Genomic DNA, 13,574 nt, shown 5'->3' with positions numbered 1-13,574 from the left:
CGCCATTCCTGCCGCCCGGACCGCCCGGTCCGTGCCGTGCGAAGCCCGGGCCTGCGGCTTTTCCGGGGTGGTCGCGGAGTGCGGTGGGCGACCCCTCGACCCCGGCGCGGCCCCGGCGGGAGCGAGGATCAGACGAGCGTGAAGCACCACACGCCGAGGACCAGGAAAACTACGCCGAAAAGTGTCGTGAGTGCGGTGGAGGCGACGGGGCTCACACCGTGCAGCACCGGCGCGCGATGCAGGGCGCGCGCCCCGGTCCAGACGAGGAGCGCGGCGCCGAACAGCGTGAAGGCCGTGCCGGCGAAGACTGCTGCGACGCTCTCCATGTCGTACTCCTCGACCCTGTCGTACCGCTCGATCATGGGGAGGCTGCCAGCCCGGGGCGTCGCCGACACGAACCCCGGGTGAACAGCGCGCAGCCACGTGGAGTACCGGGGCCGTCACCTGACGTCAAGGGCCGCGCGGCGGCGGCTGCCTCGCTCGAATACGGCCAGCAGCACCACGGCGAGCAGCGCGTATCCGGCGCCGACGAGCAGCTCCGCTGCGAACAGCGCGCGGTCGAGACCGCCGCCCCTGGCCGGCGCGCGGGCGGCCTCCATGGCGTGGGTCAGCGGCAGCGCGTCGCCGGCCGCCCGCATCGAGCCGGAAGCGCCTCACGCGGCACATGGGCTCCGGTCAGCAGGAGCAGTACGGATCCGGCCACGTTGGAGATCAGGAACACGTCACGGAAGCGGAGCCCGAGCGCGCCGAGCGCCGGTCCGAACGCCGAGCACCCTGCGGCGGCCGCCGCCAGCACCGCCGCGAGGCCCGCCAGAGCCGCGAGCGGAATGCGCGGACCGAGCAGGAGGGAGGCGGCGGTGAGCGTGAAGGCGCTGATGAGGAGGCCGTTGAGGACATAGGGAAGGGCTCGGCCGATCCAGAGCGGAGTCCGGTGGCAGGAGCTGAGGAGGACGGCTCCGAGGTGCCGTACCGGCGTTCGTCGGACATCGCCGTCGTCCGCCGTACACACAGGCGGTGGAGGAGGCGAGCACCGCGTGGACGAGCGGGGTCAGCGGCAACCGCCGCTCACCGGCCCGGTGGTCGGCCTCGATGTGCTTGGTCAGCTCCAGCACCGGAGGCTGCCGGCCGGCCCACGACTCCGGCCCGGCGAAAAGCGCGCCGGCGCCTTCGGACGCGAAGGTCCGGGCGAGGACGAGCACCTCGTCCTCGACGAGCCGGCGCACGGTGGGCCGATGCCGCTCCAGCACGCCTTCCCAGTACGCCGCGTACGCCTCGGCGAGCGCGGCGCAAGCGGCCTCGGGATCGTCCACGTACGGCCGGACGAACGGATGGTCCTCCATCCCCGCGTAGTGTTCCCGCACACCGGCCCGTACGACATCGGCCTCAGTGGCCCGGACGATGTCCAGCTCGGCGTCGACGGACGCGGCACCGACCGGCCGGGCAGCAGGAAGTCCGGGAAGCTGTACGGCCCGTGGGTCAGCAGCCGCAGCGGCCTGGTCCGCTCGTCGTCCCGCAGCAGCTCGCGCGCCCGGGACGACCCATTCCCCGTACGGCCAGGGCACCCGGCCGGGCCCGCCAGGTACATGCTGCAGAACGCAACGCGTCCCACAGTGGGCTGATGGCGATCCGGGTGGCTCCGAGCGAGGCCTCGTCCAGCTCGGTCCGGATCACGCCGCCCTCACTCGCTCCGGATCACGCCGACCTCACCGGAGACCCTCACCGGCAACAGTCCCCGGCACAGCTCCCTCCACCGGCTCCAGGAAGCCCTCCTCGACCAGCAGCCGGATCGCCTGCGGGGTGCGGTCGCGCAGGAGCACCGGGTCCTCGGACATCAGCTGGGCGATGGCGTCCAGGATCCGTCCGGCGGGCAGCGACCCGTCGCACACTCCGGCGAACCCGGCGGCCACCGCGTCCACCTTGGTCGCCCGCATCATCCCGCGGTGCTGGCGCAGCACCACATGCTCGGGATCCTCCGCGCCGGGCAGGCCCACCTGCTCCTGCACGACCTCGGCGGCGAGCGTGAAGTGCCCGGCGAGCAGCGCGGCGTCGTCCTGGTCGCGCAGATAGTCCTGACGGGCGAAGTGCTCCTCGACGGCCCGGCCGAGCGGCTGCTGCACGGCGTGCGGCCACTCCTCGACGACGATCGACGGATTCCCGGCGGCCGCGGCGGCGGAGCGGCGCAGCGTGATCCAGCCGAAGCCGACCGAGGTGGTGCCGCGCGCCTCGAACTCGTCGAGCCAGGCCTCGTACCGCTCGGCGTACGCGGCCGGGTCGCTGCGGTGGTCGCCGCTGTCGCGCAGCCACAGCTCGGCGTACTGCGTGACGTCCTGGACCTCGCGCTGCACGATCCAGGCGTCGCACCCGGCGGGCACCCAGGAGCGCAGCCGGTCCTGCCACTCCTCGCCGTCCACGTGCTGCCAGTTGGCGAGGAACTGGGCGTATCCGCCGTCGTTCAGATGGTTGCCCGCCTGCTGGACCAGGGTGCGGCAGAGGTCGTCGCCGCCCATGCCGCCGTCCCGGTAGGTGAGGCGGGCGCCGGGCGAGATGACGAAGGGCGGGTTGGAGACGATCAGGTCGAACGTCTCGCCGCCGACCGGCTCGAAGAGCGAGCCCTCGCGGAGGTCGGCCGGGGCGGCGCCGGAGAGGGCGAGGGTGAGCCGGGTGAACGCCAGGGCGCGGGGGTTGAGGTCCGTGGCGGTGACGCGGGTGGCGTGCTGGGCGGCGTGCAGCGCCTGGATGCCGGAGCCCGTACCGAGGTCGAGGGCCGAGGCGACCGGCGTACGCACGGTGATGGAGGCGAGGGTGGTGGAGGCCCCGCCGACGCCGAGGACGACGCCCTCCTCACGTGAGCCGATCCCGCCCGCGCCGCCGACCGCGCAGCCGAGGTCGGAGACGATGAACCAGTCCTCGCCGTCCGGACCGCCGTACGGCCGCACGTCCACGGTGGCGCGGATCTGGCCGTCCTCGGCGCTCACCCAGCCGTCCTGGACGCACTCCTCCAGCGGCAGGGCCGCGCGGGCCTGCTCCTCGGGGACGGGCCGCTGGAGCAGGAACAGCCGCACCAGCGTGTCGAGCGGCGACACGCCACGGGTGGCGCGCAGGGCGGGCACGGTCTCGCTGCGGGCGAGCGCGGCATAGGCGGCCGCGCCGAGCCGGTCGAGGAGGCCGTCGGCGGTGAAGGCCGCGGCGAGCAGCGCCTCGCGGAGGCCGGCGGTGTGGTCGGGTGCGGGAAGGCTGGTCTCACTCACCCGACCATTGTGGCCGGTCCCACTGACAACGGCAGCGGCCCGGACACTCACCGAGTGTCCGGGCCGCCCGGCCGAGGCCGTTCTCGCGAAGCCACCGAGGCCGTCATCGCGCGCCGTCGTACGGGAGGGCTACGCCTTCTTGTCCTCCGAGGCCGACGCGGAGGGAGTCGCCGCAGCCGCGTCCGGCGCCTCGGAGCCGCCGGGGCTGGCGGGTCCGGTCGAGGCCTTCAGCTTCTGGCAGCCCTTCTGCTTCGACATCGCGGAGCCGATCTCGCCGGACTCCAGCTTCTTCAGCGCCTGGTCACCGTTCTTGCTGATCTTGTCCAGCTCGACGGCGATGTCCTTGAGACCGTCGGCGAACTTCGCCTGGTCCTTGGTCTCGATGGCGTCGACCTTGGTCTTCAGAGCCGCGTAGGCCGCGGAGGCCTCGTTGAGCTCCTTCGCGGCGTCCTTCTGCATGGTCTCGCCGTCGTCGACCGGCGGCGGACCGGCCGAATCCACGGCCTTGCCCAGCGCCTTGTACGCGTCGGAGATCTGCTGGAAGGCAACCGAGTCGGCCTTCTGGACGTCAACGGGCTTGCTGTTGTCCGAGGTCTGCTGCTGGATGGAGGCGTTGGCGTTGGTGATCTTCTGCAACTGGGGCTGGAACTGGTCGCAGACGTTCTTGGCCCAGTCGTTCACCTTGTCGTCGCTGTCATCGCTGCAGCCCGACAGCGTCAGTACGAGTACCGCACCGCCGGACAGTGCGGCTGCAAGCTTCTTGTTCACCGGTTGGTCCCTTCCAAGGCTCTCGGCCCCGGAACTTACACGCCAAGAGGGCTCCATCCGGGTGCCGGGCATCCGATGCGCACGCTTTTGAAGCCATTTGCACCAAGGGAAATGAGGGAGACGCCACTCGGCCAGCGATTTCCTACACCTGTGCGGTCACTCACCGGAACGACGGGATTCGATCGCCGGCGGCCGCACAGGAACGCGGGCGGACGGTACGCCAACGCGTACCGTCCGCCCGCAGGGTGACGACCGGTCACCTGGGAACGCGGCTCTAGGGAGCCGCCGCCGGGTCCGGTGACGGGAGCGGCGGACCGCCGCCGCCCGGCGCACCGCTGTCGTCGTCGCCGACGGTGATGCCGCGCCGCTTGGAGACGTAGACCGCGCCGACGATGACGGCGATGGCGAAGACGGCCACCAGCGCCCGGATCCACGGGTTGGCGTCCGTCCCGTAGCTGAACTGCACCACCGCCGGGGCGATGAGCAGCGCGACCAGGTTCATCACCTTCAGGAGCGGGTTGATCGCCGGGCCGGCCGTGTCCTTGAACGGGTCGCCGACCGTGTCACCGATCACGGTCGCGGCATGCGCGTCGCTGCCCTTGCCGCCGTAATGTCCGTCCTCGACGAGCTTCTTGGCGTTGTCCCAGGCCCCGCCGGAGTTGGCGAGGAAGACGGCCATCAAGGTGCCGGTGGCGATGGCGCCCGCGAGGTACGAGCCGAGCGCGCCGACGCCGAGACCGAACCCGACCGCGATCGGCGCCAGGACCGCGAGGAGGCCGGGCGTGGCCAGCTCGCGCAGGGCGTCCTTGGTGCAGATGTCGACGACCCGGCCGTACTCCGGCTTCTCCGTGTAGTCCATGATCCCGGGGTGCTCGCGGAACTGCCGCCGGACCTCGTGGACGACGGCCCCGGCGGACCGGGAGACCGCGTTGATGGCGAGCCCGGAGAAGAGGAAGACGACCGCCGCGCCGAGGATCAGGCCGACGAGGTTGTTGGGCTGCGAGATGTCCAGGCTCAGCCCGAGATCTCCCGCTCCGGCACCCACGTCGGCGACCGCCGTGGCGATGGCGTCGCGGTACGAACCGAAGAGCGCGGCCGCCGCAAGGACGGCCGTGGCGATGGCGATGCCCTTGGTGATGGCCTTGGTCGTGTTGCCGACGGCGTCCAGGTCGGTGAGCACCTGGGCGCCGGCGCCGGTGACGTCACCGGACATCTCGGCGATGCCCTGGGCGTTGTCGGAGACCGGCCCGAAGGTGTCCATGGCCACGATGACCCCGACCGTGGTGAGCAGCCCGGTCCCGGCGAGCGCCACCGCGAAGAGCGCCAGCATGATCGACGTACCGCCCAGCAGGAACGCCCCGTAGACGCCGAGGCCGATCAGCAGCGCGGTGTAGACGGCCGACTCCAGGCCGATGGAGATACCGGCCAGCACCACGGTCGCCGGGCCGGTGAGCGAGGACTTCCCGATGTCCTGGACCGGGCGGCGCCCGGTCTCGGTGAAGTAGCCGGTGAGCTGCTGGATCAGCGCGGCCAGCACGATGCCGATGGCCACCGCGACCAGCGCGAAGACGCGCGGGTCGCCGCCGTGCGCGGTGATCGCCTCGTCGGTGACGCCGGTCAGCTCGGCGTACGAGGACGGCAGATAGGCGAAGGCGGCCACGGCCACCAGGACGAGCGAGACGACCGCCGAGATGAAGAAGCCCCGGTTGATCGCGGTCATCCCGCTGCGGTCGGCCCGGCGAGGAGCGACGGCGAAGATCCCGATCATCGCGGTGACGACACCGATCGCCGGGACCATCAGCGGGAAGGCCAGGCCGGAGTCGCCGAAGGCGGCCATGCCGAGGATGAGTGCGGCGACGAGCGTCACGGCGTACGACTCGAAGAGGTCGGCGGCCATGCCCGCGCAGTCACCGACGTTGTCGCCCACGTTGTCGGCGATGGTGGCTGCGTTGCGCGGATCGTCCTCCGGAATGCCTTGTTCCACCTTGCCGACGAGGTCGGCGCCCACATCGGCGGCCTTGGTGAAGATGCCGCCGCCGACCCTCATGAACATGGCGATCAGCGCCGCACCGAGGCCGAATCCCTCCAGCACCTTGGGCGCGTCGGCCGCGTAGACGAGCACCACGCAGGAGGCGCCGAGCAGCCCGAGCCCGACCGTGATCATTCCGACCACACCACCGGTACGGAAGGCGATTTTGGTCGCCCGGTGCGAAACGGCGGTGAGATCCTTTTCCGGTTCGCCTTCTCCCGGAGTCGCCTCACGCGCGGCGGCGGCCACGCGCACATTGCTCCGTACGGCGAGTCGCATACCGATGTATCCGGTCGCCGCCGAGAAAAGCGCACCGACCAGGAAGAAGAGCGAACGCCCGGCGCGCTGCGACCAGTTGTCGGCCGGCAACACCAGCAACAGGAAGAACACGATCACGGCGAATACGCCGACCGTCCGCAGTTGCCGGGTCAGATAGGCGTTGGCGCCTTCCTGGACCGCCGCGGCGATCTCCTTCATACGCTCGGTGCCCTCGCCGGCCGCCAGGACCTGGCGCACCAGCAGCCGGGCGACGATGAGCGCGGCGACGGCGACGACCGCCACGATGATGACGATCAGCCGGTTGCCGTCGGTGAGGACCGCCGCCGCGAGGGAAGCGGACCCGTCGGAAAGTGCGGATTCCTGCGTCGCCGCAGCCGGTGCGGCCATTGGGGTGGTGAAGAACTCCGCCATACGTCCTCCTTGACGCTCAGCGCTCAAGACGTGGACGGATTGTAGGGAGCGGAACCGGATCAAAACAGTGGTCCGGAAGATAATTGATCGCACTCCCCCCAACGCCGAAAGATCACCGGAGGATTTTCCCCGAATGCAGTAACGGGACAGGCGCATTACGCCGATGCATTACCGCGGATATCGCACAGGACGGCGGCGCGAGGCCACAGGAAAAAAGGCCCTGCTCAGCAAGGCTCGCAAAGGCGGCACCGGCAGCCATGGGGTGGGCGTACGCCTAGGGCTCGCGTCGTACGGGACGGTATGGGCGTACGCCGCACGAGCGGCATGGGCTCACGTCGACGAGACGGTGTGCGCTCGCGTCGTGCGGGACGTGGCGGGGCTTGTGGCGTACGGGGACGGCGCGGACTCACACGTACGGACAGCGCAGGCTTACGCCGTACGAGGCAGCCCGGACCGGCATCCATGCCTCGTGCATCACGCGACGGGCGCGCGTCAGGAGCGGACCGCGGCGAGGGCCGTCGGCCAGGTCATGCGGATGGTTCCGCCGTCCGCACCGGACCGGACCTCCACGTCGTCGACGAGGCCGCTGATGACCGCGAGGCCCATCTCGTCCTCGCTCCCGTCGCTCTCGGGCTCGTCCGGCCCTCCGGACGCGCCGCCGCGCGCTCCGGGCGTGGCGGGCTCGCTCGCGGGATCGGGGACGCCGTCCCCGACCTCGATGGAGAACGCCTTCTCCTCATCGGTCAGCACCACGCTGACCGGCTCGGTGATGCCGTGGCTGCGGTGCAGCCCCACGGCACGGCTGCACGCCTCGCCGACGGCGAGCCTGACCTCGTCGAGCACCGCCTCGTCGACGCCGGCCCGGCGCGCCACGGCGGCCGCCACCAGGCGGGCCGTCCTGACATGTTCAGGCTGGGCACTGAAGCGGAGTTCAACGGTGGCCATGCGATCCCCCTGGAACGTTCGGGCGTACGCGTCAGAGGCCCCGGGCCTGAAGCCCGGCACCCCTGCTCTCTCCTCCGGAGGCCGACAGGATCCACGGATCCGCGGGATCGACGGAACCGACAGCCGACCCGAAGGCCGACCGCCTGCCCGTCGCGGCCCGGTCGCTGCCGCTGTCGGTCCGTCCACTGCCTGACGACCGGCCCGCGGGCCGGTCGAAACCGACCTCAGTCGGTGGCGGCGACAGCCTCGTCGACCGTGGTGTGAATCGGGAACACCTTGGTCAGACCCGTGATCCGGAAGATCTTGAGAATGCGCTCCTGGTTGCAGACCAGGCGCAACGAGCCCTCATGGGCCCGGACACGCTTCAAGCCGCCCACGAGCACGCCGAGGCCGGTGGAGTCGAGGAAGTCGACACCTTCCATGTCGACAACCAGGTGGTAGCTGCCGTCATTCACCAACTCGACCAACTGCTCGCGCAGCTTGGGCGCGGTATACACATCAATCTCGCCACCGACCTCGACGACCGTACGGTCGCCACCAGGCCCGGACACATTGCGAGTCGACAGGGACAGGTCCACGGATCCTCCAGCACCTTGCTATCGAGCGGTCGCCCCTCGGTCTCCCCGACGGAGGCCAGGGGACGGATCGCCAGCCGCGATGGCATTCAATCACTTACCAGCAGCCATGCACGACGCCTTGGGACCATTGTCCGTCACGCCAGTGACACACTCGGTGCCGATGGCCAAGAATCACCGTCCCGGACGACCACCCGAGAGTGGGGACAGACGCCCCCCTCCCGCCATGATCCTCGACCGGCTCGCCACAGGGGCGGGCCGGGCCGCGCGCATCACTCATACGGAGCACCTGCCCCCTAGATCGGGAACCCATGCCATCTGGCCGGATCGCATCCGGCCAGAAGTGATCTCGGCGATCCAAAAAGCCGGAATCGACCATCCGTGGGCCCACCAGGCGGCCGCCGCCGAGCACGCACTGGACGGTGAATCGGTCGTGATCGCCACCGGCACGGCGTCGGGCAAGTCGCTCGCGTACCTCGCTCCGGTCCTCAGCACCCTGCTGGACGGCTCCGAGGCGCCGAACGGCCGCGGAGCGACCGCGCTGTACCTCGCGCCCACCAAGGCCCTGGCCGCCGACCAGCGGCGCTCGGTGAAGGCCCTGGCGGCTCCGCTCGGCAACGCGTTCCGGCCCGCGGTCTACGACGGCGACACCCCGGTCGAGGAACGCGAGTGGGTGCGCCAGTACGCGAACTACGTCCTGACCAACCCCGACATGCTGCACCGCGGAATCCTGCCGTCCCACCCGCGCTGGTCCTCCTTCCTGCGCGCGTTGCGCTTCGTCGTGATCGACGAGTGCCACACGTACCGGGGCGTCTTCGGCTCCCACGTCGCCCAGGTCCTGCGCCGTCTGCGCCGCCTCTGCGCCCGCTACGGGGCCGACCCGGTCTTCCTCCTCGCCTCCGCCACCGCGGCGGATCCCTCGGTCGCCGCCGGGCGGCTGACGGGCCTGCCGGTCAAGGAGGTGTCCGACGACGCCTCGCCGCGCGGCGAGCTGGTCTTCGCCCTCTGGGAGCCTCCGCTGACCGACCTGCACGGCGAGAAGGGCGCGCCCGTACGCCGTACCGCGACGGCCGAGACCGCCGACCTGCTCACCGACCTGACCGTCCAGGGTGTCCGCTCGGTCGCCTTCGTACGGTCCCGGCGCGGCGCCGAGCTGATCTCGGTCATCGCGAAGGAGCGCCTCGCGGAGGTGGACCGCTCGCTGCCGCAGCGGATCGCCGCCTACCGCGGCGGCTACCTCCCGGAGGAACGCCGCGCTCTGGAGCGGGCCCTGCACTCCGGCGAACTCCTCGGACTGGCGGCCACCACCGCCCTGGAGCTCGGCATCGACGTCTCCGGTCTCGACGCCGTCGTCATCTGCGGCTATCCGGGCACCCGGGCCTCGCTCTGGCAGCAGGCGGGCCGCGCCGGCCGTTCGGCCCAAGGCGCCTTGGCCGTCCTCGTCGCCCGGGACGATCCGCTGGACACCTACCTGGTGCACCACCCGGAGGCGCTGTTCCGGCAGCCCGTGGAGTCGACCGTGCTGGACCCGGACAACCCCTACGTCCTGGCCCCTCACCTGTGCGCGGCCGCCGCCGAACTGCCGCTCACCGAACCCGACATCGCGCTCTTCGGACCCGCCGTGCCCGAGCTGCTGCCGCAGTTGGAGACCGCGAAGCTGCTACGCCGACGGGCGTCCGGCTGGCACTGGACCCGCCGCGAACGGGCCGCCGACCTCACCGACATCCGAGGCGGTGGCGGCCGGCCGGTCCAGATCGTCGAGGAGTCCACCGGGCGCCTGCTGGGCACGGTCGACGCGGCCGCCGCACACACCGCCGTCCACGAGGGCGCCGTCCACCTCCACCAGGGCCGCACCCACCTGGTCCGGAAACTGGACCTGGAGGACTCCGTCGCCCTGGTCGAACAGGCCGACCCGCCGTACTCGACCGTCGCCCGCGACACCACGGCCATCTCCGTCCTGGAGACCGAGACCGAGATTCCGTGGGGCCAAGGACGGCTCTGTTACGGCTCCGTCGAGGTCACCAACCAGGTCGTCTCCTTCCTCCGCCGCAAACTGATGACCGGTGAGGTCCTCGGCGAGACCAAGCTCGACCTGCCGCCGCGCACCCTGCGCACCCGTGCCGTCTGGTGGACGGTCACCGAGGACCAGCTCGACGCCGCCCGCATCAACCCGGAGATCCTCGGCGGCGCCCTCCACGCGGCCGAACACGCGTCGATCGGCCTGCTCCCGCTCTTCGCCACCTGCGACCGCTGGGACATCGGCGGCGTCTCGATACCGCTGCACCCGGACACCCTGCTGCCGACGGTCTTCGTCTACGACGGTCATCCGGGCGGCGCCGGATTCGCGGAGCGCGCCTTCCACACCGCCCGTACGTGGCTGACGGCGACCCGCGAAGCCATCGCCTCCTGCGAGTGTGAGGCGGGCTGTCCCTCCTGCATCCAGTCCCCCAAGTGCGGCAACGGCAACGAGCCCTTGCACAAGCGCGGTGCCGTACGTCTCCTCACCGAACTCCTCAAGGGAGCGCCACCGGAACCACCGCCCGCGGAGGACGGACCCGGGACCTGACAGTCAGGCCGGCGGCACGGGCCAACGACGCGGCGGCGCGGGCCAACGACGCGGCGGCGCAGGTCAGACCGGCAGCAGGGGTGCGACCAGACGCTTCAGTTCCGCTTCGCCGATCGTGCCGATCCGCGCCGCCACGATCCGTCCCTCCGGGTCGACGTTGATCGTGAACGGGTAACCGACGGTGCGGACCACGCCCTTCGGCAGGCGGAGAAGCTGGCGTCCCTGGGGGTCGTGCAGGCTCGGATACACGAGCGCCGCGTCCTACTCGAAGGAACGCGCCGCCTCGACCGAGACGTCGGCGTCGACCCCGACCACCCGCAGGCCCTTGGTCCGCACCTTCTCGTGCACCCGGGAGAGGCCGGGAGCCTCCGCACGGCACGGGCCGCACCACGACGCCCAGGCGTTGACCACGACGACCTTGCCCCGCAGCTTCTTCAGGCCGACCCGGCCGTCGCCGTCCACACGCTCACCCGCCAGCTCCGGCATCACCGGCCGGTCGGCAGCGGCAAAGGACTTCAGCGGCCCGGGTCCGCGGGCGTCGTCCGCCGACGGAGGCGATGCCGAACACCCGGCCAGCACAAAAGGCAGAAGGACCGCCGTAGCTGAGGCTCGCAGCGTTCTCACACTCGCCGATGATGCCACCGCACCCCGTAGGCCCCGCACATGGGCGGCGACGAAGGCGCCATTCTTCTCGAGACAGGCCTCATTCCCGGCGACTGCGCGCCTTGCTCGAATCGAAACCCTCCTCCATGACGAACAAAGGGGACGAAAAAAGGCTGAGCGCTCGAACCTGGAGATGAAATCAGCTCCACACCAGGGCACTTGGGGTCGAGCCCATAAGGGCATTACCTCAAAGGGTAGAGGAGAGACCCGCATTCAGAACGCCTGACCCCATGCCATAACGTGTCGCACGACCACCTCTTCCGGAGCGGGAAGACGAACTGCTGACCATGCCTGGTAAACGCACAACCCTTCCTCTGGCGGCGGCAGTCATGGCCGTCGTCGCCGTGCTGATCTTCGTCGTGTCCAAAGAGCCGCACTACAACGTCCGGCCGGGCGCCCAGGCCGACAACGCCCACTGCGGACGCATCACGGAGAACGCTCCCGGCAAACTGGCCGGGCACCCCAAGCACGCCACCCAGCTGGCCGGCGTCGCACTCTGGGGTGACAGCAACATCGTCCTGCGCTGCGGAGTCACCGAGATCAGGCCCACCGCGGACCTCTGCTTCGCGGCCGACGGCGTCGACTGGGTCATCGACACCGCGCGATCCAGCGACAACAAGAAGGTGATCATCACCTACGGCCGCGCTCCGGCCACCGAGGTCACGGTCACCAACTCCCCCAAGACACCGGACGAGAATTTCGTCGAGCTCTCGGCCCTCATCGCGCCGATAGCGCAGACCTCACCGTGCATCCGGTCGGAGTGAGATCGCCACGCCTGAGGTGAGTCCGGCCCCCACGCCGGGGTGAGTCCGACTCATTCGGGAGCGAGTTCGGCCTGTAAGGGGCGAGTTCGGCCTGTACGGGTGCGGATTCGACCGACTCGCGCTGGGAGCGTCGACCGTAAAGCGGCACCGGTCCGGCCGGTCCTGCGCCCGCCCCTGGTACGGAACGGGCGCAAGCCGCGCCGTCACGCGGCGGCAGGCCGCCGGTGGCGGCTCGGTATCGGGGGTTGGTGTCGCGTGCACGACGGGTCGTCACACAGCGCGTCATGCGCGAGAGCCGACACGATCGCAGCCCGGGTCCGCGTCTCCTGCCCGATCTCACTCCCCCCACGAAATTCGCGATGTGCGCCTTCACCGTCCTATCCGCTGTCCCCAGCTCCTGCGCCAACTGTTTGTTGCGCAGACCCGCACCGAGCAGGAGAAGCCCTTCCCCCTCCCGTTCGGTCAGGCTCTCCAACAGCCATGCGGCGCTCGCGGGGCCGTGCCCGTACCCAGGTATGGACAAGGCGTCTCCACTGCCTCGGACCGTGTGGTCATTCCGGCGCTCCCTGGTCCCCGCTCCCTCCAACAGACCCCCGTGGCCTGGTGACAACGGAGACCGGCTTCCACCGCACCGACCGCCGCTGACATCGGCGCGACCGATTCAAAGCACCCAAGGCCGCTCCGCACGCGTCATATCGCCTTTTCAGACGGACGCTATCGGGCTATTTCCGAAGAGGCGATTTCCGCCCAACCAGTTCTCTCCATGTCGTCGTTGAGAAACCTTTTCATGCCCCCTACAGGCCGACCGGCTGACGCCGTGCGATTGCTCGTGGCCGGATCGGAGGGCCGATCGGCCGGCCACCGGACCGTCGGAGGGGCGGCCCGGGCCCTGACCGTGGGCGCGTAGCGACCCAGGCTCGACCGGGCGACCACATCGGCGATCTCTCCGTACACCGTGCAACGGACGAGGACCGCTCCCTGCGCCGAGGCCACCCGCCGGGCCGCCTCGCAGGCTGCCTCCGGACCCTCCAGCGCCCGGTCCGCTGCCGCCAGCGCCGCCAAATCCGCCGCGCTGCCCGCCCGATGACGCGCGGTCACCGCCTGCCCCAGCTCCAGCACGAGGGCGAACACCGCGCACAGCGCCGCAGTGGTGACGGCCACCCACACCATCGCCACGCCTCGGTCCGCTCGCCGAAGCCGTCCCCAGCCCGACTGCCGGCGCCGGGCCCGCGTCCCGGGCCGCCCTCTACCCGTCCGACTGCCCCGGGCCCGCATCCAAAGTCGGCCCCAGACCTCCTCCCCGTGGCCCAACCGACGCCTGCGGGC

General features: G+C 70.8%; 15 protein-coding genes. 3 read left to right on the top strand and 12 right to left on the bottom strand.

The window, feature by feature from the left end:
- Positions 1 to 128: 128 nt before the first annotated feature.
- The 3 genes from ABZ267_RS06990 to ABZ267_RS06980 form a co-directional block, all read right to left on the bottom strand.
- A complete protein-coding gene (locus ABZ267_RS06990) occupies positions 129 to 326 on the bottom strand; it encodes a hypothetical protein (protein ID WP_356755658.1) in 198 nt (65 codons plus the stop codon).
- Positions 327 to 440: 114 nt separating this feature from the next.
- Positions 441 to 638, bottom strand: a complete 198-nt coding sequence (locus tag ABZ267_RS06985) for a hypothetical protein (protein ID WP_356755538.1) — start codon at positions 636 to 638, stop codon at positions 441 to 443.
- Entirely contained in the window at positions 608 to 1,009 is a 402-nt protein-coding gene (locus tag ABZ267_RS06980; protein WP_356755540.1) for a hypothetical protein, read from the bottom strand. The genes ABZ267_RS06985 and ABZ267_RS06980 overlap by 31 nt, the downstream gene beginning before the upstream one ends.
- A 25-nt stretch (positions 1,010 to 1,034) precedes the next feature.
- Between ABZ267_RS06980 and ABZ267_RS06975 the strand changes: the two genes are divergently transcribed.
- Positions 1,035 to 1,619 carry a hypothetical protein gene (locus ABZ267_RS06975; protein ID WP_356755541.1) on the top strand — a complete coding sequence of 195 codons (585 nt, stop codon included), beginning with the start codon at positions 1,035 to 1,037 and terminating at the stop codon, positions 1,617 to 1,619.
- 84 nt (positions 1,620 to 1,703) lie between these two features.
- On the opposite strand, the gene ABZ267_RS06970 is transcribed toward ABZ267_RS06975, so the two are convergent.
- The 5 genes from ABZ267_RS06970 to ABZ267_RS06950 form a co-directional block, all read right to left on the bottom strand.
- Positions 1,704 to 3,248, bottom strand: a complete 1,545-nt coding sequence (locus tag ABZ267_RS06970; protein ID WP_356755543.1) for a class I SAM-dependent methyltransferase — start codon at positions 3,246 to 3,248, stop codon at positions 1,704 to 1,706.
- A 129-nt stretch (positions 3,249 to 3,377) separates the two neighbouring features.
- The gene (locus ABZ267_RS06965) at positions 3,378 to 4,016 is read right to left on the bottom strand and encodes a small secreted protein (protein WP_356755545.1); all 639 of its coding nucleotides are present in this window, start codon (positions 4,014 to 4,016) and stop codon (positions 3,378 to 3,380) included.
- A gap of 274 nt (positions 4,017 to 4,290) precedes the next feature.
- Positions 4,291 to 6,735 (bottom strand): sodium-translocating pyrophosphatase, encoded by a 2,445-nt coding sequence (locus tag ABZ267_RS06960; RefSeq protein WP_356755547.1) that lies wholly within the window; start codon positions 6,733 to 6,735, stop codon positions 4,291 to 4,293.
- Between the two features lie 492 nt (positions 6,736 to 7,227).
- The gene (locus ABZ267_RS06955; RefSeq protein ID WP_356755549.1) at positions 7,228 to 7,680 is read right to left on the bottom strand and encodes an ATP-binding protein; all 453 of its coding nucleotides are present in this window, start codon (positions 7,678 to 7,680) and stop codon (positions 7,228 to 7,230) included.
- Positions 7,681 to 7,904: 224 nt separating this feature from the next.
- The gene (locus tag ABZ267_RS06950) at positions 7,905 to 8,258 is read right to left on the bottom strand and encodes an STAS domain-containing protein (RefSeq protein ID WP_003967428.1); all 354 of its coding nucleotides are present in this window, start codon (positions 8,256 to 8,258) and stop codon (positions 7,905 to 7,907) included.
- A 79-nt stretch (positions 8,259 to 8,337) separates the two neighbouring features.
- On the opposite strand from ABZ267_RS06950, the gene ABZ267_RS06945 reads away from it, so the two are divergent.
- A complete protein-coding gene (locus ABZ267_RS06945) occupies positions 8,338 to 10,821 on the top strand; it encodes a DEAD/DEAH box helicase (protein ID WP_356755551.1) in 2,484 nt (827 codons plus the stop codon).
- Between the two features lie 63 nt (positions 10,822 to 10,884).
- Here ABZ267_RS06945 and ABZ267_RS06940 read toward each other — a convergent pair whose 3' ends face one another.
- Together ABZ267_RS06940 and ABZ267_RS06935 are read right to left on the bottom strand one after the other, a co-directional pair.
- Entirely contained in the window at positions 10,885 to 11,070 is a 186-nt protein-coding gene (locus ABZ267_RS06940) for a hypothetical protein (protein WP_356755553.1), read from the bottom strand.
- A gap of 12 nt (positions 11,071 to 11,082) precedes the next feature.
- Complete coding sequence (locus ABZ267_RS06935) at positions 11,083 to 11,307, bottom strand: TlpA disulfide reductase family protein (protein WP_356899704.1); 225 nt, start codon at positions 11,305 to 11,307, stop codon at positions 11,083 to 11,085.
- A gap of 506 nt (positions 11,308 to 11,813) precedes the next feature.
- On the opposite strand from ABZ267_RS06935, the gene ABZ267_RS06930 reads away from it, so the two are divergent.
- Positions 11,814 to 12,248 carry a DUF3515 family protein gene (locus ABZ267_RS06930; protein WP_356755556.1) on the top strand — a complete coding sequence of 145 codons (435 nt, stop codon included), beginning with the start codon at positions 11,814 to 11,816 and terminating at the stop codon, positions 12,246 to 12,248.
- Here ABZ267_RS06930 and ABZ267_RS06925 read toward each other — a convergent pair.
- Positions 12,202 to 12,723, bottom strand: a complete 522-nt coding sequence (locus tag ABZ267_RS06925; protein WP_356899708.1) for a LuxR C-terminal-related transcriptional regulator — start codon at positions 12,721 to 12,723, stop codon at positions 12,202 to 12,204. The two genes, ABZ267_RS06930 and ABZ267_RS06925, sit on opposite strands and share 47 nt — an antisense overlap.
- A 239-nt stretch (positions 12,724 to 12,962) precedes the next feature.
- Entirely contained in the window at positions 12,963 to 13,523 is a 561-nt protein-coding gene (locus tag ABZ267_RS06920) for an Rv3654c family TadE-like protein (RefSeq protein ID WP_356899707.1), read from the bottom strand.
- Between the last annotated feature and the right edge of the window lie 51 nt (positions 13,524 to 13,574).

The sequence above is a fragment of the Streptomyces sp. NPDC006174 genome (genome assembly GCF_040614075.1).
Lineage (GTDB): Bacteria > Actinomycetota > Actinomycetes > Streptomycetales > Streptomycetaceae > Streptomyces.
The sequence above is the reverse complement of the archived record's forward strand: the minus strand, read 5'-3'. Positions and strand labels throughout refer to the sequence as shown.

Excerpts from the sequence above, each read along its gene's own strand:
- ABZ267_RS06990 (WP_356755658.1), bottom strand. The coding sequence starts at position 326 with ATGGAGAGCGTCGCAGCAGTCTTCGCCGGCACGGCCTTCACGCTGTTC.
- ABZ267_RS06985 (WP_356755538.1), bottom strand. The coding sequence starts at position 638 with ATGCGGGCGGCCGGCGACGCGCTGCCGCTGACCCACGCCATGGAGGCC.
- ABZ267_RS06960 (WP_356755547.1), bottom strand. The coding sequence starts at position 6,735 with ATGGCGGAGTTCTTCACCACCCCAATGGCCGCACCGGCTGCGGCGACG.
- ABZ267_RS06955 (WP_356755549.1), bottom strand. The coding sequence starts at position 7,680 with ATGGCCACCGTTGAACTCCGCTTCAGTGCCCAGCCTGAACATGTCAGG.
- ABZ267_RS06945 (WP_356755551.1), top strand. The coding sequence starts at position 8,338 with ATGGCATTCAATCACTTACCAGCAGCCATGCACGACGCCTTGGGACCA.
- ABZ267_RS06935 (WP_356899704.1), bottom strand. The coding sequence starts at position 11,307 with ATGCCGGAGCTGGCGGGTGAGCGTGTGGACGGCGACGGCCGGGTCGGC.
- ABZ267_RS06930 (WP_356755556.1), top strand. The coding sequence starts at position 11,814 with ATGGCCGTCGTCGCCGTGCTGATCTTCGTCGTGTCCAAAGAGCCGCAC.
- ABZ267_RS06920 (WP_356899707.1), bottom strand. The coding sequence starts at position 13,523 with ATGCGGGCCCGGGGCAGTCGGACGGGTAGAGGGCGGCCCGGGACGCGG.